At 60.7% G+C, this 18,501-nt stretch carries 20 protein-coding genes; 7 read left to right on the top strand and 13 right to left on the bottom strand.

Going from position 1 to position 18,501, the window contains the following annotated elements; translation table 11 throughout:
- From EDC39_RS04980 to EDC39_RS04970, 3 genes are read left to right on the top strand one after another with little or no spacing between them, the layout of a single operon-like run.
- Positions 1 to 333: a hypothetical protein gene (locus tag EDC39_RS04980; RefSeq protein WP_148895273.1), complete on the top strand. Its 333-nt coding sequence runs from the start codon at positions 1 to 3 to the stop codon at positions 331 to 333.
- Positions 334 to 360: 27 nt separating this feature from the next.
- Positions 361 to 1,215 carry a DUF4405 domain-containing protein gene (locus EDC39_RS04975; protein ID WP_148895272.1) on the top strand — a complete coding sequence of 285 codons (855 nt, stop codon included), beginning with the start codon at positions 361 to 363 and terminating at the stop codon, positions 1,213 to 1,215.
- Positions 1,216 to 1,232: 17 nt separating this feature from the next.
- Positions 1,233 to 2,951, top strand: coding sequence for an FAD-dependent oxidoreductase (locus EDC39_RS04970; protein WP_148895271.1), 1,719 nt, complete (start codon positions 1,233 to 1,235; stop codon positions 2,949 to 2,951).
- A 79-nt stretch (positions 2,952 to 3,030) separates the two neighbouring features.
- On the opposite strand, the gene EDC39_RS04965 is transcribed toward EDC39_RS04970, so the two are convergent.
- From EDC39_RS04965 to EDC39_RS04905, 13 genes are all read right to left on the bottom strand, one after another.
- The gene (locus tag EDC39_RS04965) at positions 3,031 to 3,336 is read right to left on the bottom strand and encodes a c-type cytochrome (protein WP_148895270.1); all 306 of its coding nucleotides are present in this window, start codon (positions 3,334 to 3,336) and stop codon (positions 3,031 to 3,033) included.
- A gap of 139 nt (positions 3,337 to 3,475) precedes the next feature.
- Positions 3,476 to 4,522: a methyltransferase domain-containing protein gene (locus EDC39_RS04960; RefSeq protein ID WP_148895269.1), complete on the bottom strand. Its 1,047-nt coding sequence runs from the start codon at positions 4,520 to 4,522 to the stop codon at positions 3,476 to 3,478.
- Positions 4,523 to 4,647: 125 nt separating this feature from the next.
- Positions 4,648 to 5,313 carry an MIP/aquaporin family protein gene (locus EDC39_RS04955; protein WP_148895268.1) on the bottom strand — a complete coding sequence of 222 codons (666 nt, stop codon included), beginning with the start codon at positions 5,311 to 5,313 and terminating at the stop codon, positions 4,648 to 4,650.
- A 9-nt stretch (positions 5,314 to 5,322) separates the two neighbouring features.
- Complete coding sequence (locus tag EDC39_RS04950) at positions 5,323 to 5,610, bottom strand: ArsR/SmtB family transcription factor (RefSeq protein WP_148895267.1); 288 nt, start codon at positions 5,608 to 5,610, stop codon at positions 5,323 to 5,325.
- 179 nt (positions 5,611 to 5,789) lie between these two features.
- Positions 5,790 to 6,860: an ACR3 family arsenite efflux transporter gene (arsB, locus tag EDC39_RS04945; RefSeq protein ID WP_148895342.1), complete on the bottom strand. Its 1,071-nt coding sequence runs from the start codon at positions 6,858 to 6,860 to the stop codon at positions 5,790 to 5,792.
- Positions 6,861 to 7,063: 203 nt separating this feature from the next.
- Positions 7,064 to 7,489: an arsenate reductase ArsC gene (locus tag EDC39_RS04940; RefSeq protein ID WP_148895266.1), complete on the bottom strand. Its 426-nt coding sequence runs from the start codon at positions 7,487 to 7,489 to the stop codon at positions 7,064 to 7,066.
- Positions 7,490 to 7,667: 178 nt separating this feature from the next.
- Positions 7,668 to 8,009, bottom strand: a complete 342-nt coding sequence (locus EDC39_RS04935) for an ArsR/SmtB family transcription factor (RefSeq protein ID WP_148895265.1) — start codon at positions 8,007 to 8,009, stop codon at positions 7,668 to 7,670.
- 133 nt (positions 8,010 to 8,142) lie between these two features.
- Positions 8,143 to 9,729: a phosphoenolpyruvate carboxykinase (ATP) gene (pckA, locus tag EDC39_RS04930; RefSeq protein WP_148895264.1), complete on the bottom strand. Its 1,587-nt coding sequence runs from the start codon at positions 9,727 to 9,729 to the stop codon at positions 8,143 to 8,145.
- Between the two features lie 279 nt (positions 9,730 to 10,008).
- Positions 10,009 to 10,506 carry a c-type cytochrome gene (locus EDC39_RS04925; RefSeq protein ID WP_148895263.1) on the bottom strand — a complete coding sequence of 166 codons (498 nt, stop codon included), beginning with the start codon at positions 10,504 to 10,506 and terminating at the stop codon, positions 10,009 to 10,011.
- Positions 10,507 to 10,570: 64 nt separating this feature from the next.
- Entirely contained in the window at positions 10,571 to 11,053 is a 483-nt protein-coding gene (locus EDC39_RS04920) for a HyaD/HybD family hydrogenase maturation endopeptidase (RefSeq protein ID WP_148895262.1), read from the bottom strand.
- The gene (gene cybH, locus EDC39_RS04915) at positions 11,053 to 11,706 is read right to left on the bottom strand and encodes a Ni/Fe-hydrogenase, b-type cytochrome subunit (protein WP_148895261.1); all 654 of its coding nucleotides are present in this window, start codon (positions 11,704 to 11,706) and stop codon (positions 11,053 to 11,055) included. Before cybH ends, EDC39_RS04920 begins: the two co-directional genes overlap by 1 nt.
- Before the next feature lie 15 nt (positions 11,707 to 11,721).
- Positions 11,722 to 13,434 carry a nickel-dependent hydrogenase large subunit gene (locus tag EDC39_RS04910; protein ID WP_148895260.1) on the bottom strand — a complete coding sequence of 571 codons (1,713 nt, stop codon included), beginning with the start codon at positions 13,432 to 13,434 and terminating at the stop codon, positions 11,722 to 11,724.
- A 4-nt stretch (positions 13,435 to 13,438) separates the two neighbouring features.
- A complete protein-coding gene (locus EDC39_RS04905) occupies positions 13,439 to 14,557 on the bottom strand; it encodes a hydrogenase small subunit (protein ID WP_148895259.1) in 1,119 nt (372 codons plus the stop codon).
- A gap of 426 nt (positions 14,558 to 14,983) precedes the next feature.
- Here EDC39_RS04905 and EDC39_RS04900 point away from each other — a divergent pair, with 426 nt between their 5' ends.
- The 4 genes from EDC39_RS04900 (at position 14,984) to EDC39_RS04885 (ending at position 18,480) form a co-directional block, all read left to right on the top strand.
- Positions 14,984 to 15,502: a BCAM0308 family protein gene (locus EDC39_RS04900; protein WP_148895258.1), complete on the top strand. Its 519-nt coding sequence runs from the start codon at positions 14,984 to 14,986 to the stop codon at positions 15,500 to 15,502.
- Between the two features lie 85 nt (positions 15,503 to 15,587).
- Positions 15,588 to 16,004 carry an archease gene (locus EDC39_RS04895; protein ID WP_187426653.1) on the top strand — a complete coding sequence of 139 codons (417 nt, stop codon included), beginning with the start codon at positions 15,588 to 15,590 and terminating at the stop codon, positions 16,002 to 16,004.
- 58 nt (positions 16,005 to 16,062) lie between these two features.
- Complete coding sequence (locus tag EDC39_RS04890) at positions 16,063 to 17,505, top strand: RtcB family protein (protein WP_148895256.1); 1,443 nt, start codon at positions 16,063 to 16,065, stop codon at positions 17,503 to 17,505.
- Positions 17,506 to 17,583: 78 nt separating this feature from the next.
- Positions 17,584 to 18,480, top strand: a complete 897-nt coding sequence (locus EDC39_RS04885) for a complex I NDUFA9 subunit family protein (RefSeq protein ID WP_148895255.1) — start codon at positions 17,584 to 17,586, stop codon at positions 18,478 to 18,480.
- The last annotated feature ends 21 nt before the right edge of the window (positions 18,481 to 18,501 follow it).

Below are 18,501 nucleotides of genomic sequence, written 5' to 3'. Positions count from 1 at the left end.
ATGTCCGCCAAGTCTTTCCAGGAATGGCTCAGGGGCATTGCGCCCCGCCGCTGGGTACAGGCCACCAGCCTGGTGCTGGCCAACGCCTGGTTTCTGTCCTGGCTGCGTTTTGTTCCCTGCAGTTTCCTGAGCTGCTCCAACTGCGCCCTGGCCAACAGGTTCTCCGGGCTGTTTCTGAACCTGAAAAACAAGGACTGCAGCCACTGCCGGGCCTGCGAAAGGCACTGCCCGCAGGGAATCGACCCGGCCCGAACCCCGAACCACAGCGTCTGCACCCGGTGCCTGGAATGTACCGGTTACTGCGAAGCGCTGAAAATCGATGTGAACATCTGAACCGGAGAATTCGGAAGGAGCCACCAGATGCGCAGTTTCACTTCTCTGCTGACCGCGTTCAGCTTCCTGGTCATGTCCATCTCGGGACTGATCGCCTTCGTCATGCCCCAGGGGCGGATCGCCTACTGGAACGACTGGTCCCTGTTCGGCCTGGACAAGCCGGCCTGGAGCAACATCCACATCGCCACCGGCCTGCTCTTTCTGCTGGCCGGCATCATTCACACCTGCCTGAACTGGAAAGCGCTGCTCAGTTACCTGAGCAGCCGCCGGACCGGTCTCCGCAGCCGACGACCGCTGCTGGCGGCCGCAGCCCTGACGCTCTTTTTCAGTATCGGCGCGGTGCTTGAGCCGCCTCCACTGCGCCAGCTGTTCGACTTCAACGCCTGGGTCAAGGAGAGCTGGATTTCCTCTGCTGCGCAGAAACCGCCTTTCGGCCATGCCGAACTGAGTTCCCTGGCGGATCTCTGCGACAAGCAGAAAATCGACCTGGACGAAGCCATGGCCAAGCTCAGGGAGGCGGGACTCCAGGGTATCGATGCGACAGCGACCCTTAAGCAGATCGCCACCGCGAATCACCGCTCACCGGCCGCTGTCTATGCCCTGATCAGACCGGCACGGACCGCTGCGGCACCACACCACTATACGCCAGAACTGGTGCAGGAGCGTTTCGAGGGAACCGGAATCGGCCGGAAGACCCTGGCCGATCTGTGTCGTGAGTTCTCCATCCCTCCCGAACGGGCCGCGACCAAGCTGGCCGAGCGCGGCTGGGTTCTCGATCAGGGGGAGAACCTCAAGACCGCCGCCGACCGTCTCGAAGTTTCACCGATTGAAATCCTGCAGACCCTGCTGAGCGGGGAGAAAATCATTCATCCCAACCTGTAAAGGAGCTTTTGACCACCATGTCCGAAAATCAACGCCAGATCCTGATCGTCGGCGGCGTCGCCGCCGGAATGAAAACCGCCTCCCGCCTGCGCCGGCTCGACCCCGAGGCAAAGATTACCGTCATCGAACGCGGCCACTATCTCTCCTATGGAGCCTGCGCCCTGCCCTACGTCCTTGCCGGCGAGATCGGTGAGCTCGACGAGGTGCGCCGCACCACCAACGGCACCCTGCGAGATGAAACCTTTTTCGCCAGGGTCAAGGGCGTGGAGGTTCTGACCCGTTGCGAAGCACTTCGCATCGACCGGGAGAACAGGCGCCTGGAGGTCCGCTTTCTCGATGATGACCGCCGGCAGACCCTTTCCTACGACGCCCTGGTGCTGGCCACCGGAAGCAGTCCGCTGATCCCGCCGCTGCCGGGCACGGAGCTGGACGGAGTTCTCGCACTGAAAAAAGTCGAGGATGCCGCCGCCATTGCCGAACTCGTCAGGCCCGAAGCCCGGGCCGTCATTGTCGGTGGCGGGCTGATCGGACTGGAGATGGCCGAAGCCCTGCGTGCCCGGCATATGGAAGTGCGCCTGCTGGAAATGCAGCCGCAGGTCCTTTCCGGCATCCTCGATGCCGACCTGGCGGAGCAGGTTCACCGGACACTCAGGCAGAACGGCGTCGAGCTGCATCTCGGCGAAGCCCTGAAAGGGATCGAAGAGAAAGACGGCAGAGTCGGGCGGGTCATCACCACGTCCGGAAGCTACCCGGCCGACCTGGTGATCCTCGCCCTGGGGGTAAAACCGAACGTCGAGCTGGCCCGTGAAGCCGGCCTTAAGATCGGCGTAAGCGGCGCCATCGCCGTCAACGAACGGATGCAGACCAGCGATCCGGCCATCTATGCCGCCGGCGACTGCGTGGAAAGCCGCCACCAGCTGAATGGCACCCCCCTCTACCTGCCCCTCGGCTCCACCGCCAACAAACAGGGGCGGGTGGTTGCCGACAACCTCGGCGGTATCGACTCGGCCTTCTCTGGCGTCCTCGGCACCCTGCTGGTCAAGGTCTTCGGCCTCAACGTCGGCCGCACCGGGCTGTCGAAAGAGGCTGCCGAAAAGGCCGGCTTCGAGCCGGTCAGCATCCTCGCCCCGTCTCCCGACCGGGTTCATTCCATGCCCTCGGCACGGCCGATCCTCACCCGTCTGACCGTCGACCGCAAAAGCCGCAGACTGCTCGGCGCGCAGATCGTCGGCCCGGGAGAGACCGCCAAACGCATCGACGTGGTCGCCACCGCGCTGAGTCTCGACGCAACCCTCGACCAGCTCGCCGAATTCGACCTCGGTTACGCGCCACCCTACTCCGCAGCGATGGATCCGCTGCATCAGGCAGCCAACGCACTGCGCAACAAGCTCGATGGGCTTGCCGACAGCCTCAGCCCGCTGCAACTGAAGCAGCGCCTCGACGCCGGAGAGAAAATTCTGTTGCTCGACGTCCGTTCTCCGGACGAGTACGCCGAAGTCCGTATCCCCGGCGCCACTCTGCTCCCCCTGGGCCAGCTGCGCTCCAAGATTGCCGAACTGCCGAAGGACAGGCTGATCGTGCCCTTCTGCAAGATCAGCCTGCGCGGCTACGAAGCGACACGCATACTGCTCGCGGCCGGCTTCGATCAGGTCGCCTACCTTGAGGGCGGCATCCTCGGCTGGCCCTGGGAGCTGGAAAGGGGTGTCGTTGAAGTAAAGGCGCCAACGGCCGCCTGACAGCCGGAGACAGATAGTCCCGACCGATCGACGAGAAGACAGCTCCCGGCATCTGAAAGATGCCGGGAGCTGTTGTTGCCTACTTGCTCTGTTCAACCATATATTCGACCGCGGCCCGGACCTCGGCCTCACTCAGGCTGGCGTTTCCCCCCTTGGGCGGCATGGCCCCCTTGCCTTCGAGCACCGATTCGCTCAATCCTTCGATGCCCTTGCCGAGCCGCTCTTTCCAGGCCACCTTGTCACCCAGTTTTGGGGCCCCGGCAACGCCGCTGTCATGACAGAATCCGCAGGCTTTCTGGTAAACGGCCATGCCGCTCGCTGCTGCGAAAACGGCAGACGGCGGCAAGAGAACAAGAGCGATCAAGAGTACCGTCAGCTTTCTCATGGTCCAGCTCCTTCGGTCGATGTATGGGTTTCCTTCAACTCATACCATGGCCGTGCCCCATGCCAACCGCATCGGGGAAAAATAAACAGTCGAACGCCGGACCGTGCGAACGGGCATCTTCCCTCATCCGGGAACGGCCTCAGCAACACCCACCGCCGCTGGTATCCGCTTCCGCCGCCGGCTTGCAGTCGAACGGTCCGTAATGCACCGAGCGATCGCCGATAATTTCGAAATGCGGCGCAAAGCGGGTTTCCTGCAGCATCGCCGCCGTATTGCCGCAAACCAGCAACGGCTTGCCGGTCAGCAGCCGGTGGTGATCGTCGAGGTCGAAATGATGCGGATGGTCCTCGATGGTCCCCTTGTAGATCGCCACCTGGCCATAGTCCTCGCAGATATCCTCCAGCGACGGCAGCTTGAAGGCCCGCACGGTGATCGAATAGAAATCGATCATGCCGGCCCTGGCTTCCAGTTCCGGATTGTTCAGGGCGATGCGGCGACTGCTGACCTGCCGGTAGTCGGAACAGCCGAGCCGCGCCAGCAGGCGACGAAAATCCTCGATGTAGAGCGCTCCGGCCAGGCATTCGCCGTGCAGTACCGGATCGCGACGAATCGCCTCCGGCACCCTCCTGCCGGCGAAAACATCGGAGAAATAGAGCTCGCCGCCCGGCTTGAGAACGCGGAAAATCTCGCTGAACACCCGTTCCTTGTCTGGAGAAAGGTTGATCACACAATTGGAAATCACCACATCGACCGAATTGTCCTCGATGCCGGCGGCGGCCAGATCCTCGATGTAGCCCTGGCGGAACTCGACGTTCGGCTCCCTGTAGCCGAAGCGCTTGGTCATGGTCGCCACATGCCGGCGCGCCACCTCCAGTTGTTCGTCGGTCATGTCGACGCCGATCACCCGCCCCCGCTCACCGACCAGGGCGCTGGCCAGGTAAACATCGCGGCCGGTGCCAGAACCGAGATCAAGCACCGTACAGCCTTCGATGGCCGGCGGAATCGGCGAGCCGCAGCCATAAAACTTCTCGAGAATCTCGTCTTCGATCTGCGCCAGAATCTCCCGATGCCGCCTGGGCAGTGATTCGGTGGAACAGCAGGCGCTGGTCTTCAGGTCCTTCTGGCTGGAAAGTACCTTGCCGTAGTACTCCTTGACTTGCTCGATGGTCGTCTGTGGGTCGAACATGAAACCGTCTCCTTGATTTTGATTTTGCAGGCGTGGCGGCGAAACGGTCTCCGGGGGCGCAAGCGACCGGTGTGCAGGCTGCGCCTTCCGGCCGCCATCCCCTCTTGACTGTTTTCACAATCCCGTCAAGCCGATACCGACTCAACACGTCGCATGCACCGCCAGGCGAGAACCGCCAGCAAGGCGCCCGCAACAGGCGCAACAATATAAAGCCAGAGCAGATGCAGATGACCAGCAACCAGGGCCGGAGCCAACGAACGGGCCGGGTTCATTGATGCACCGGTGATCGGTCCTGCAAAAAGGGCCTCAAGTGCGACAGTGCCACCGATTGCAACACCCGCCATCAATCCCTGTTCCTTGCTGCCGGTGGCAACCTGAAGAATCACCAGCATCAGCAGAAAAGTCAAAACCAGTTCCCAGACAAACGCCAACTCGGGCGTCACTTTCGGCAGGGTCATCCCCAGATCCGCATTTTGCGGGAAGGTGGCATGCAGAAGCAGACTGGCGAACAGCGCACCGGTGACCTGGCCACCAAGGTAGGCAGGAACTTCGCGCCATGAAAATCGTCCCGTGCAGGCAAATCCTACCGTGACGGCCGGATTGAAATGGGCGCCGGATAGCTCGCCGAAACTGTAGATCATCGCCGTCACCACCAGTCCGAAGGTCAGGGCAATGCCGACATGGCCGACCGCGCCGGCGTAAACCTTGTCGATAACAACCGCCCCGGTTCCGGCAAAAACCAGGGCAAAGGTTCCGATCACTTCTCCAACGCAACGCTGCATCAGAGGCATCATAACCACCTACTTTCGAAAGGTAATCTGACAACAGCCCAGATCGAGGGCCCTGCCGTCGACCGAACAGCTCAGTCCCTCTGCCAGGGAATACCGGATCATTTTTCCTTCTCGCCGGGATGTAACAAAGCCGGCCTCGCGCAGAACCTTGAGGTGGTGGGAAAGAAGGGTTGGCTCGATTTCGAGCCTTTCGCTCAGTTCTCCGGCACAGAACTCACCCTGCAGCAATTCGCCGATCACCGCCAGTCGGTTGGGATCGGCCAGCACCTTGAATTTGTCCGCCCAGCGGCTGTCCATGGATCCTCCAGACAGGTGTCAGATGGCACCTTGGCGCCGAATTGCAGTCCAAAATATGAACCGAATTACAATTGAATGTATTTTCAAACAAAAAAAAGGGTAACAAAAGGCGCAAGGATCGCAAGGGGAAACTGCCCCGTGCGGGGGCAGCCGCGAAAAAACGAAAGACAAAAGAGGGCTCAGACGGCCGCAGAAACAGGCTCCTTGCGGCCATAATACTTTTTCTGCAGCCAGAAGGCGACATTCACCAGCCCGATCAGCGCCGGCACCTCGACCAGCGGGCCGATCACCGCGGCAAAGGCCGCGCCGGAATCGAGTCCGAAGACCGCCACCGCCACCGCGATCGCCAACTCGAAATTGTTGCCGGCAGCGGTAAAGGCCACTGTCGCGGTCCTGGAGTAGTCCGCTCCGGCCTTGACTCCCATCCAGAAACTGACCAGGAACATGATGCCGAAATAGATCAGCAGCGGGATGGCGATCCGCACCACATCGAGCGGTATCGAAACGATCAGTTCCCCCTTGAGACTGAACATGACCAGGATGGTGAAGAGCAGCGCAACCAGGGTGACGGGGCTGATTCTGGGGATAAATTTCCTTTCGTACCAGTCCCGCCCCCTGCTTTTGACCAGCACCAGACGGGTCAGCATCCCGGAAACGAAGGGAATGCCGAGGTAGATCGCCACGCTCTCGGCGATCTGGCCGATGGAAATTTCAACCACTGCCCCTTCGAGACCGAACAGCGGCGGCAGGACGGTGACGAAGAACCAGGCGTAGACCGAGTAGAACAGGACCTGGAAGACCGAGTTGAAGGCGACCAGCCCGGCACAATATTCGGTATTTCCTTTCGCCAGTTCGTTCCAGACGATGACCATGGCGATGCAGCGCGCCAGGCCGATCATGATCAGTCCGACCATGTACTCGGGATAGTTGTGCAGAAAAACGATGGCGAGAATGAACATCAGCACCGGGCCGATGACCCAGTTCTGCAGCAGGGAAATGCCGAGAATCTTCCGGTTGGCGAAAACCTCGCTCAGCTCCTCGTAACGCACCTTGGCCAGCGGCGGATACATCATCAGGATCAGGCCGATGGCGATGGGGATATTGGTGGTGCCGACCGAGAAGGTATTGACGACATCCTTCACGCTTGGAAAGAGCCAGCCGGCTCCGACACCGATGAACATGGCGAGAAAAATCCACAGAGTCAGGTAGCGGTCGAGGAAGGAGAGTTTTTTCGTCAGTCCGTGTTCCATGTACAAACCTTTCATAAAATCAATCTCGCGCAGAGTCGCAAAGACGCGGAGAAAGCAGAGTCAAAAAAGCTCTGGACTTCGTTAAGTTTTAGTCAAAATCTGAAAATCCCGGGTTTTCTCTGTGCCTCTGCGTCTTGAGTGAGCAAAGCGAACGGGCGCGAGATTAATCTTTGCCCCTCTTGGCGTCCCTGGCGACTTGACGGCTAATCGTTTTCCAGTTCCTTACGGAAAAAATCCCCCAGCCGCTCGCGGATCTCGTCCCGCACCCGGCGGTAGACATTGAGCACCTCTTCCTCGCTGCCGGTCGCTTTCGGCGGATCGTCGAAACCGATGTGGATCCGCTGCACGCCGCCGAAAAAGAGCGGACACTTCTCGTTGGCGTCGCCGCACAGGGTAATGACGTAATCGAAGTTCTGCCCCTCGTACTGGCTGAGGTGATCGGAAGAGTTGTTCGAGATATCGATGCCGATCTCGGCCATCACCTGCACCGCTTTTGGATTGAGCCCGTGCGGTTCGGTACCGGCGGAAAAGGCTTCGATCTGTCCGGCGAAGTCATGGTTGATGATGCCGTCGGCCATCTGGCTGCGACAGGAGTTGCCGGTGCAGAGGAAGAGGACACGTTTTGGCATGTCAGAGTCTTTCACAGTGATTCAAATCTGTCTTGCGCAGAGCCACAGAGATGTGGAAACGGGTAGAGTCAAAAACCCTGGAATCTGGGGTTTACCAACCCAAAAGTCCTGGATTTTCTCTGTGCCTCTGCGTCTTGAGTGAGCAAAGCGAACGGGCGCGAGACCAAAGGGGCGCGACTTACAGGCATTCCGTTTCGCTTTTCTTCCGCAAATACTGCCGCAGCGCCACCAGGTCGGCCACGCTTCGTTCGCTGCCTGCCAGGCGCTGGAGCAGCGGATCGAGCAGGGACCGGGCCTGCGCGTCGTCGGTCAGCCGGTAGTACATCCAGCTGCCGCGGCGCTGGTCGTTCACCCAGCCGGCCCGTCGGAGAATGGCGAGATGCCGCGATACGGTCGATTGCGGCAGGCCGAGCACGGCGAACAGGTCACAGACACAGAGCTCGTCATCGCGCAGCAGGTTGAGAATCCGCAGGCGGGTCTCGTCGCCAAGGGCCTTGAGGTGATCACAGAGCCTTTTCATGGCACACATAATATCCGGATATCCGGATTTATTGCAAACACTATTTCACCAGCTCCTGCCCCTGCCGGGCGCACGCATGAAAAAAGGGCGGCCGAATTGGCCGCCCTTTTTTGTGTCTTAACAGAAATAAACGTCAGTCGACCTGTGGTCCGTACTGGGCAAAGTCGACGTCGCCCTCGACCTGGTACTTCTTGAAGTTCTCGATGAACATGCCGGCCAGCCTGCGGGCGGTGGCGTCGAAGGCGTCCTTGTCGGCCCAGGCGTTGCGCGGGTTGAGCAGACTGCTGTCTACACCGGGCAGTGCCTTGGGGATGTTCAGCTTGAAGAAGCGGGTCTGCTCGAACTCGGCGTCGTTGATCGAGCCGTCGAGGATGGCGTTGATGCAGGCGCGGGTAGCCTTGATGCTCATCCGCTGACCGACGCCGTAGCCGCCGCCGGCCCAGCCGGTGTTGACCAGGTAGGCGTTGACGCCGTGCTTCTCCATCTTCTCACCGAGCAGCTTGCCGTAGACGGTCGGATGCAGCGGCAGAAAAGCCTCGCCGAAGCAGGCGGAAAAGGTCGCCTGCGGCTCGGTGATGCCCCGCTCGGTGCCGGCCACCTTGGCGGTGTAGCCGGAGAGGAAGTAGTACATCGCCTGTTCCTTGGTCAGCTTGGAAACCGGCGGAAGTACGCCAAAGGCGTCGCAGGTGAGGAAGATGATGTTCCTCGGATGTTCGCCCTTCAGGCTCGGCTCGTGGTTTTCGATATGCTCGATCGGATAGGAAACACGGGTGTTCTCGGTCTTGGAGCCATCGGCAAAATCGATCACGCCGTCGGCGTTGGCGACCACGTTCTCGAGCAGCGCGTTGCGACGGATGGCATTGTAGATCTCCGGCTCGTTCTCGGCCGACAGGTTGATGCACTTGGCATAGCAGCCACCCTCGAAGTTGAAGATGCCGTCGTCATCCCAGCCGTGCTCGTCGTCTCCGATCAGCTTGCGGTTCGGGTCGGTGGACAGGGTGGTCTTCCCGGTACCGGAAAGGCCGAAGAAGAGCGCGACATCACCATCCTTGCCGACGTTGGCCGAGCAGTGCATGGAGAGAATCCCCTGCAGCGGCAGCCAGTAGTTCATCATCGTGAAGATGCCCTTCTTCATCTCGCCGCCGTACCAGGTTCCGCCGATGATGGCCACGTTCTTCTCGATGTTGAAGATGATGAAGACCTCGGAATTCAGGCCATGCTTCTGCCATTTCTCGTTGGTCAGGTTGCTGGCGTTGTAGACCCGGAAATCCGGTTTGAAGGCCTGGAGCTCCTCCGCCGAAGGGCGGATGAACATGTTCTTGACGAAATGCGACTGCCAGGCGAATTCGGTAATGAACCGCACCTGCTTGCGGGTAGCCGGATTGGCGCCGCAGAAGCCATCGGTGACATAGAGATCTTTACCCGAGAGATAGTCGATGACATCGGCGTAAAGCTCATCGAAAATCTCGGGCGAAACCGGCTGGTTGACGCTGCCCCAGGCGATGTTGCCGGAGGAAGGGTCCTGCTTTACGAAATATTTATCCTTGGGCGAGCGGCCGGTAAATTTGCCGGTATCGACCATCATGGTGCCGTTTTCCGATACCTGCCCTTCTTTCCGGTCCTGCTCGTGCTGGAAGAGTTCCTCGTAGCTCAGGTTGTGGTAGAGCTTGCCGACGCTCTTGAGACCAAGTTGCGCGGCATCAGGTCCGTTCGTTTGCATTTCTGCCCCCTTGCATCCTGGTTTTTTTCCGCCGCTGGCGGAGATTGTACCGAAAAGGAAAAGCCCGATTCCAGGAACCGAGCACCTGCACTCGGCTCGCCCCGGCAAATCAGGCTGGTCTGCTGACGCCGAAAGGGGATGGGAGGTCAGGCGCCGTCAAATGTTGCCAAGAATACGCCTGCTCCCACCGAGGGTCAACACCCTGAACCCACTTTTTTATCCTCGGCCATTCATTGTAGCCTTTTTAAGAAAAATAAAAAAGGTTAGTTTTGCTAAAAGTCAAGCCGGTTCCGCGAACCCGATCGGCAGGCTTGACGTTTCAGCCCCCGGGGCATGTCGCCAGGCTGTCATGTGCGACTGCCTGGGCTTCAGGGCTTTTTTCCATCCGCCCGCCAGCGAAGATAGGCAACGAGCTGCCAGATCTGATCGTCGGAGAGATAGCCCCCCCCAGCTCGGCATCACCGAGCCGCGGGAGCTGAAAGGTTCGACGGCCTTGCCCTGTTCGATGCGCCAGAAGAGATAGGCCGGATCGACGCTGCGGTAGCGAGGTTCGCTGAACGTCGGGGCGGGCGGGTCGAAAAAGACGGCACGGAGTGAGCGACCCTCGTAAGAATGACCATGGCAGGAAGCGCATTTCTGCTGAAAAAGCTCACGTCCCGCCCGAACCACGTCCGCATCCATGAACAGGTCGGTGGGAACCACTCGAGCGGGATAGGTCGGGGTCTGTTCCTGACAGGCGGCAAGCACAAGCAGGACCAACAGCAGGTGCCAGCGCATGAGCTCCTCCCAAAATGGACGGGGCCGCCATCGGCGGCCCCGTTTCCTTTCATTGATTGATTCTTCAGGCGGCAAGTTCTTCCGGCGGACAGCCCCAGGCCGATAGCTCCTCCACCACGGCCTTGACGATTCTGGGCAGGGCCGGAGCGACGGCCTGGCTCAGCTCCATGTTCATTTCGATGGAGTCGGGCTGAACCCCCCAGACCACGAGCTCCGGCGGGCAGTAGCCCTGAAGTTCGGCTACCGCCAGCAGGTCCTGGACGCCCATTTGGTGTACCGACAACTTGCTGGCAAAGGCCCGGGGGACCTCTTCTCCTTCGAGGCGAAAGATCTCCCCCGGTTTCTCCCGCATGTCGATGGCATCGATGATCAGCAACCGGTCCGCCCCCTCCAGATGGGGCAGAAGATCGAGACCAAGCGTGCCGCCGTCGAGCACCGTGACGTTTTCCGGAAAACGGTAGCGGCGCTGCAGCTCCTCGACCACCCGCACCCCGAATCCATCATCGCTCATCAGGCTGTTGCCGATGCCGAGGACCAGAACCTGCATCAGAGGTCCTCGGGCTCAATGAACTTGTAGCCGCCAAAAATCGAGCTGAGGGTGCCGTTCTTTTCCTTCACGTCCATCAGCCAGGCGCTGTAGACATGGTGGATGGCGAACCCGATCAGCAGCCACATGACGATATGGTGCGCCAGTCGCAGTCCCTGGTTGCCGAAAACCACCAGAACCGGACCGAGGATGCTGTCCCAGCCGCTGCCCGGGGCGTATTGACCGTAGAGGGCGAAGCCGCTGACGATCTGCACCAGGTAGAGCAGGAAGACCACCGAGTAGGCCATGGCCGCCAGGGCGTTGTGACCGACTTCATACGGCGGCTTCTTGGCCAGAAAGGTGTAATACTTGAGAGTCCCGATGATCCGCCGCCAGCCGCTTGCCGTCACCCAGGGGAAGAACTCCTTCCACGAGGCGTGATGGTTGCCGAAGAAACTCCAGATCAGGCGCGACAGCACCGACAGGACGAAAGCGTAGGCGAAGCCGTAGTGCACCACACGCATGACACCCATGACGAACTGGCTGGGGCTGCTGACGGTCACGAATGGATTTCCGATGTAGAATCCGGTGACCGAGAGGACCACAATACTGACCGCATTGACCCAATGTGTGATCCGGACCGGCCACTCCCAGACATAGCGTATCTGCAACATGACGCGTCTCCTTGCTTAGAGGGCCTTGACCTTGATGAGCTCGTTGCCTTTGCCATCCATGACATGCACCGCACAGGCGAGGCAGGGATCGAAGGAATGGATGGTGCGCAGAATCTCCAGCGGCTTCTTCTCATCGGCGATGGGCGTACCAATCAGGGCCGCTTCGTAGGGGCCCATCTGGCCGGCGGCGTCGCGTGGTCCGGCGTTCCAGGTCGACGGCACCACCGCCTGGTAGTTGGCGATGCGGCCGTTCTCGATGCGGATCCAGTGGCCGAGGGCGCCGCGCGGAGCCTCGTGGTAGCCGAAGCCCTGGGCCTCCTTCGGCCAGGTCGAGGGATCCCACTTCTCGGGGTTGTGGGTCTCATAGATGCCGCGGCCCATGTTGTCGGCCAGCTGCATCAGCCACTTCTCGTTCATCCGCGCCAGCATCAGGCAGTCGACACCTCGGGCGGCGGTGCGGCCGAGGGTCGAGAAGAGGGCCTCGGGCCCGACGCCCAGAGTCTTGAGTACATGGCCGACGATCGCCCTGGCGTCTTCGTTGCCGGAGGCGTAGGCGACCAGCACCCGCGCCAGCGGGCCGACTTCCATCGGCTGGTCGTTGTAGCGCGGCGACTTGACCCAGGAGTACTTGCCGTTGGTGTCGAGGAAGTCATAGGGCGGTTTCGGCCCGGTGTACTTGTGATTGGTTTCGCCCTGGTAGGGATGCAGGCCCTTGTCGTCACCGCCGCTGTAGGTGTACCAGCTGTGGGTGACGTACTCGGTGATCTTCTTCTCGTCCATCTCCAGGACGTTGGCCAGATCCTTGCCCATGATGACGCCGCGCGGGAAGTAGAGGCTGTCGGTGCCGCCGCTGTTGTCCATGGGGAAATCGCCGTAGACCAGGAAGTTGCCGACGCCGCCGCCGATGGCCGCCCAGTCCTTGTAGAAGGAAGCGACCGCCAGCAGATCGGGGATGTAGACCTTCTCAACAAACAGGCGGGCCTTCTTCAGCAGCTTCTGCATGTAGGCGATCTTGTCGGCGTTGATGGCGTTCTGGCTGTCGGGATCGACAGGCACCGCCATGCCGCCGACCAGGAAGGTCTGCGGATGCGGGTTCTTCGAGCCGAGAATGGCGTGGACCTTGATGACGTCCTTCTGCCACTCCAGGGCCTCGAGGTAGTGGGCGACCGCCATCAGGTTGGCCTCCGGCGGCAGCCGGTAGGCGCTGTGCCCCCAGTAGGCGTTCTGGAAGGGGCCGAGGCGGCCGGTCTGGACGAAGGCGGCGATCCGCTCCTTCACCGCCTTGAAATGCTTGACGCTCGAGTTCGGCCAGTCGGAAATCGACTGGGCGAGCTGGGCGGTCTTCTTCGGGTCGGCCTGCAGGGCACTGGTGATGTCGACCCAGTCGAGAGCGTGCAGGTGATAGAAATGAATGACGTGGTCCTGCACGGTCTGGATGCCCATGATCAGATTGCGGATCAGACGGGCATTGTCCGGGATCTGGATGTTCAGGGCGTCCTCGACGGCCCGGATACTGGCCATGGAATGCACCGCGGTACAGACGCCGCAGAAACGCTGGGTGAAGTGATGGGCGTCACGCGGATCACGCCCCTTGAGAATGGTTTCGATACCGCGAAAGGAGGTTGAAGAGCTCCAGGCGTCGGTGATCTTGCCGCCTTCCACCTGCGCCTCGATGCGCAGGTGCCCCTCGATACGGGTAATCGGATCAACTGCTATTTTCTGGGCCATCGTCTTATTCCTCCTCGATCACCTTGTCTTGTTCCATATTGTCGCCACGCCGGAAGCAGCTGGCCACACCGTGAGCGCCGAAGGCCACGGCGGTGGCGGCCGCCAGACCGATACCGATCTTGTCGGCGGTCGCTTCGACGCCAAAGCCGGGAACTTTCGGCAACCGCCGGTAGAAGGGGCTCATGGTGTCCCAGAACTGCGGCTCGGAGCAGCCGATGCAGCCATGCCCGGACATGACCGGCCAGGAGACACCTTCGTTGTAACGAACCGTCGGACAGTTGTGGAAAGTTTCCGGTCCCTTGCAGCCGAGCTTGTAGAGGCAGTAGCCCTTGCGATGGCCCTCGTCGCCGAACGTCTCGGCATACTGGCCGGCATCGAAGTGCCCCCGCCGCTCGCAGTTGTCATGAATCCGCTTGCCATAGGCGAATTTGGGCCGCCCGAGGCTGTCGGTGGCGGGCAGTTTGCCGAAGGTGATGAAATGGACGATGGTCGCCGTCAGGTTTACAGCATTGACCGGGCAGCCGGGCAGCTTGACCACCGGCGCGCCGGGAACCAGGTCCGTGACCGAAACCGCGCCAGTCGGATTGGGCGCGGCCGCCGGAACGCCGCCGAAACTGGAACAGGACCCGACACAGATGGTGGCGGCGGCGTTCTTCACCAGTTCGGTGCAGCTGTCAACGGCGCTCTGGCCGCTAACAGTGCAATAGGCCCCGCCATCCCCCTTGGGAATGGATCCTTCCACGACCAGCACATACTGGCCCTTGTACTTCTGCATGGCCTGTTTCTTGGCCTCCTCGGCCTGATGACCGGCCGCGGCCATGATCACCTCGGAGTATTCGAGGGAGATGACATCGAGAATGATGTCGCCCGCCGTCGGCTGGTTGGCGCGCAAAAAGGCCTCGGAGTCTCCAGAGCACCCCTGGAACTCGGCCCAGATGACCGGAACCCGCTTGTCCTCGATAGCTTGGGCAACCTTCGGCACGAAGCTCATGGGCAGGGCCATGGCGGCCGTGGTCGCGGTGCAGAACTTGATGAAATCACGCCGGGAGACCCCGCGCTTCTCCCACTTCTGGAGGGTTTCCTCCGGAATGGACCCCTCATGCGGCGTCAGACCAGGTTTCATGGACTCTTCCTCCTTTCGTCTTGCAGAACCCCTGTCACAAACACGATTCGAAAAAAAAATGATGTCAACGTGCCGTTTTGGAAAGATTATTTAATTCCAATCATTCGGCGTGCCGAGATCTTGCTTCAAAATACAACAGTGTTAATACTGTCCGTTTCTTTCGGGTGTCAAGGGGATTTTTACAAAATGATGTATACACTATACCATATATCTAATGAACGTACCGTATACATCGCCAGATGAAAACAGGTGAATTTTAATTATTAATCGTGATTTTCCTGCCGCGCGGATCAAGCTCACTGGCCCCTTTTCTCCCGGCCGATGACCTGCAAGCCTGCTGGAATTCCCGGCTCCCCACACAAGACAATACCGGGTGCTATACTGAAACCAGGAGGAACGAACGAACAAAAGGAAAGGGGATTGAATATGACACGCGATGTCGGCAAATTCGGCACCAGCGACAAGCGCGGTCGGGCCGCCACCCATGACGATCCCTACGCCCCGGAAAGCGGCCTGAAAGGCACCCTGCTCTGCAAAGACTGCCACGCCCTCTACCGCAACAAAAGCTGGCTGCTCGATGCAAAAGCCTACCAGGAAAGCAAACAGGGAGGCGATTTTGAGTGGACCACCTGCCCCGCCTGCCAGAAAATCGCCCAGCACTTTGCGGAAGGTATCTTTACCCTGAGCGGAAAGTACCTGTGGGATCACGAAGAGGAGATCCGCAATATTCTGAAAAATGAAGAACAGCGGGCCATGGCCCAGAATCCGCTGGAACGGATCATGCGCATGGAGCGCGAGGGGGACAAACTGATCGTCGAAACCACGGAAGAGAAACTTGCCGAGCATCTCGGCCGGGCCGTTCACCGGGCCCACCAGGGCAAGCTCAAGGTCACTTGGACGGGCGACCCGGCGACCTGTCGGGTCACCTGGCAACGGTTGACCTGACGGCGGAAACGAAAAAATGCGTCGTGAACCAGAGAAAGCCTTTTGCTCTGGTTCTTGTCATTTGCCACGAGGCCTAAAGGTATCAATGAGAACACACCACCTGCTGGAACACACTGCCGACATGGGCATCGAGGCCGAAGGGGAAAGCCTGGCGGAGCTTTTCGTCGAAACGGGACGCGGCCTGCGCCAGATGATCACCGGTGAGACCGTCGGTTCGGTCAGTGAAGAGATCACCGTCGAGATCACTGGCGGCGACCGAGAGGAACTGCTGGTCAACTGGCTGAACGAGATTCTTTACCTCTTTGAGATCCGCGGCTTTTTCCCGGCCGAATTTGCCATCGACGAGATGGATGAGACACACCTGAGGGTGCGGGTCGGTGGAGAACGTTTCGATCCCGCACGGCATCCGGTCGAACGGGAGGTCAAGGCGGCAACCTATCATCAGCTCGTGGTGGAAGAGAGGGACGGGACATGGCGGGCGCGGGTTTACGTTGACCTGTAACAAAATACTTTTCGCAAGAGCGGGCAACGCCCGGTCATAAGCAGAGGACAAAACTTTCATGGCTTTAAAGATAGAAAAAATCGATGACTGTCGCTGGCGCATTATCAAAGAAGGGGCGATGCGCACCGAAGGACTGATCTTCGCCAGCGAGCAGTTGATGGAAACGCTCCGCCATGAGCAGGCCCTCGAGCAGGTGCGCAACGTCGCCACCCTGCCGGGCATCGTCGGCCCCTCGATAGCCATGCCCGATATCCACTGGGGCTACGGCTTTCCAATCGGTGGAGTGGCCGCCTTCGACCCGGACGAGGGCATCGTTTCGCCGGGCGGGGTCGGCTACGACATCAACTGCGGTGTGCGCCTGCTGCGCAGCGCATTGAACGTCGAGGAAGTCCGCCCGCACCTCAAAAATCTGGCCGATACCCTGTTCCGCAACGTACCGGCGGGGATCGGATCCAAGCGGCGCGACCTGAAGCTCACCATCGCCCAGGAGCGCCAGGTCCTGCAGCAGGGGGCACGCTGGGCCGTCGAGCACGGTTTCGGCAACGAGGAGGATCTGCGCCATATCGAGGAGGGCGGCGTCATTCCCGGAGCCGACCCGGACCTGATCTCGGAGCGAGCCTTGGAGAGGGGCCGGGCCCAGCTCGGCACCTTGGGTTCGGGTAACCATTTTCTCGAGGTGCAGCGGGTCGATCAGATCGGCGACGAAAAAGCGGCCGAGGCCCTCGGCCTCTACCCCGGCCAGGTGACGGTCACCATCCACACCGGCAGCCGCGGCTTCGGCTACCAGGTGTGCGACGACTACCTGCGGCTGATGCTGCGGGCCAGTCAGAAGTACGGCATCGAGCTGCCCGACCGGCAGCTCTGCTGCGCCCCCTTGAGCAGTCCGGAGGGACGGCAGTACCTGGCGGCCATGGCCTGCGCCGCCAACTTCGCCTTCGCCAACCGCCAACTGATCACCTCCTGGGTGCGCGAGTCGTTTGAGCAGGTGTTCGGCAAGAACGCGGCGGAGTTACGCCTGTCAGTCATCTACGACGTCTGCCACAACATCGCAAAGATGGAGACCCACCAGGTGGCAGGCAGAACGCGCCGGCTGTGCGTGCACCGCAAGGGGGCGACCCGGGCCTTCCCCCCCGGGCATCCGGAGACTCCGGAAGCTTACCGGCACGTCGGCCAGCCGGTCCTCATCCCCGGCGACATGGGCCGTTATTCGTACGTGCTGGTCGGCACCCAGGGCGCCTTCGAGGAGACCTTCGGCTCCACCTGCCACGGTGCCGGGCGGATGTTGTCGCGCCACGCCGCAAAGAAGCGAGCCAGGGGCCACAACATCGTCGCCGAACTGGCCGAGCAGGGCATCATCATCCGCGCCGCCGGGCGGGCCACCGTTGCCGAGGAAATTCCCGAGGCCTACAAGGATGTCATGGATGTGGTCAACGTCGTCCAGCAGGCCGGCATCGGCAAGATCGTCGCGCGGCTGCGACCGATGGCGGTAATAAAGGGCTAGAGGCGCCAGGCATCAGGCTCCCGGGAGAACCGAGGGCCCAGCGCCTTGAGCCGAGAGCCTGTAAATTGGAGGCTTGTCATGAAAGTCTTTGTCACCGGCGGCACCGGCTTTGTCGGCAACGAAATCATCCGCCAGCTTATCGATGCCGGGCATGAAGTGACCGCTCTGGTCCGGCCCGGCTCGGAAAAGAAGCTGGCGGTGCGCGATGGAGTGACCTTCCACCGCGGGGACGCCACCTTGCCGGAGAGCCTCGAGGGGGCGCTCTCGGGCTGCGACGCGGTCATCCATCTGGTCGGCATCATCCGCGAATTTCCAGCCAAAGGGATCACCTTCAAAAGGCTCCATTTTGAAGCCACCCGCAACATAGTCAAAGCAGCCGAGGCACAGGAGGTGAAGCGCTACCTGCAGATGAGTGCCAACGGCACCCGGGCGGACGCCGTTGCCCCGTATCACCGCACCAAGTGGCAGGGTGAGGAGACGGTGCGAAACTCTATCCTCGACTGGACCATCTTCCGCCCGTCGCTGATCTTCGGTGCCAGGGACCAGTTCGTCAACATGCTGGCCGCGATGATCCGCAGGTACCCGGTGATGCCGGTCATCGGCGACGGCCGCTACCGCATGACCCCGGTCGCTGTCGAGGACGTCGCCAAAGGCTTTGTGAGCGCCCTGGAAAAAAAAGAGAGCATCGGCCAGATCTACCACTGTGGCGGACCGGAGAGCTTTACCTACAACGAGATTCTCGATCTGGTCGGCCGGGCCCTGGGCAAAAACAGGGTCGGCAAGCTCCACCACCCGGTCTTCTTCATGAAGCCGGTCGTCGCCCTGCTCGAATCGCTCCCCCAGTTTCCCATCACCAGCAGCCAGCTGACCATGCTCCTTGAGGGGAACGAGTGCGACCCCAGCGAGTGGGCCACGACCTTCGGCATCGAACCGACACCCTTTTTCGAAGGAATCACCCGCTATCTGCCCACCTGAGAGCCGAGTCGGGCGCCGGCC

It is taken from the genome of Geothermobacter ehrlichii, assembly GCF_008124615.1.
GTDB classification, from domain to species: Bacteria; Desulfobacterota; Desulfuromonadia; order Desulfuromonadales; family Geothermobacteraceae; genus Geothermobacter; species Geothermobacter ehrlichii.
Note: the sequence above shows the minus strand (reverse complement) of the source record. Positions and strands in the feature narration are given on the sequence as shown.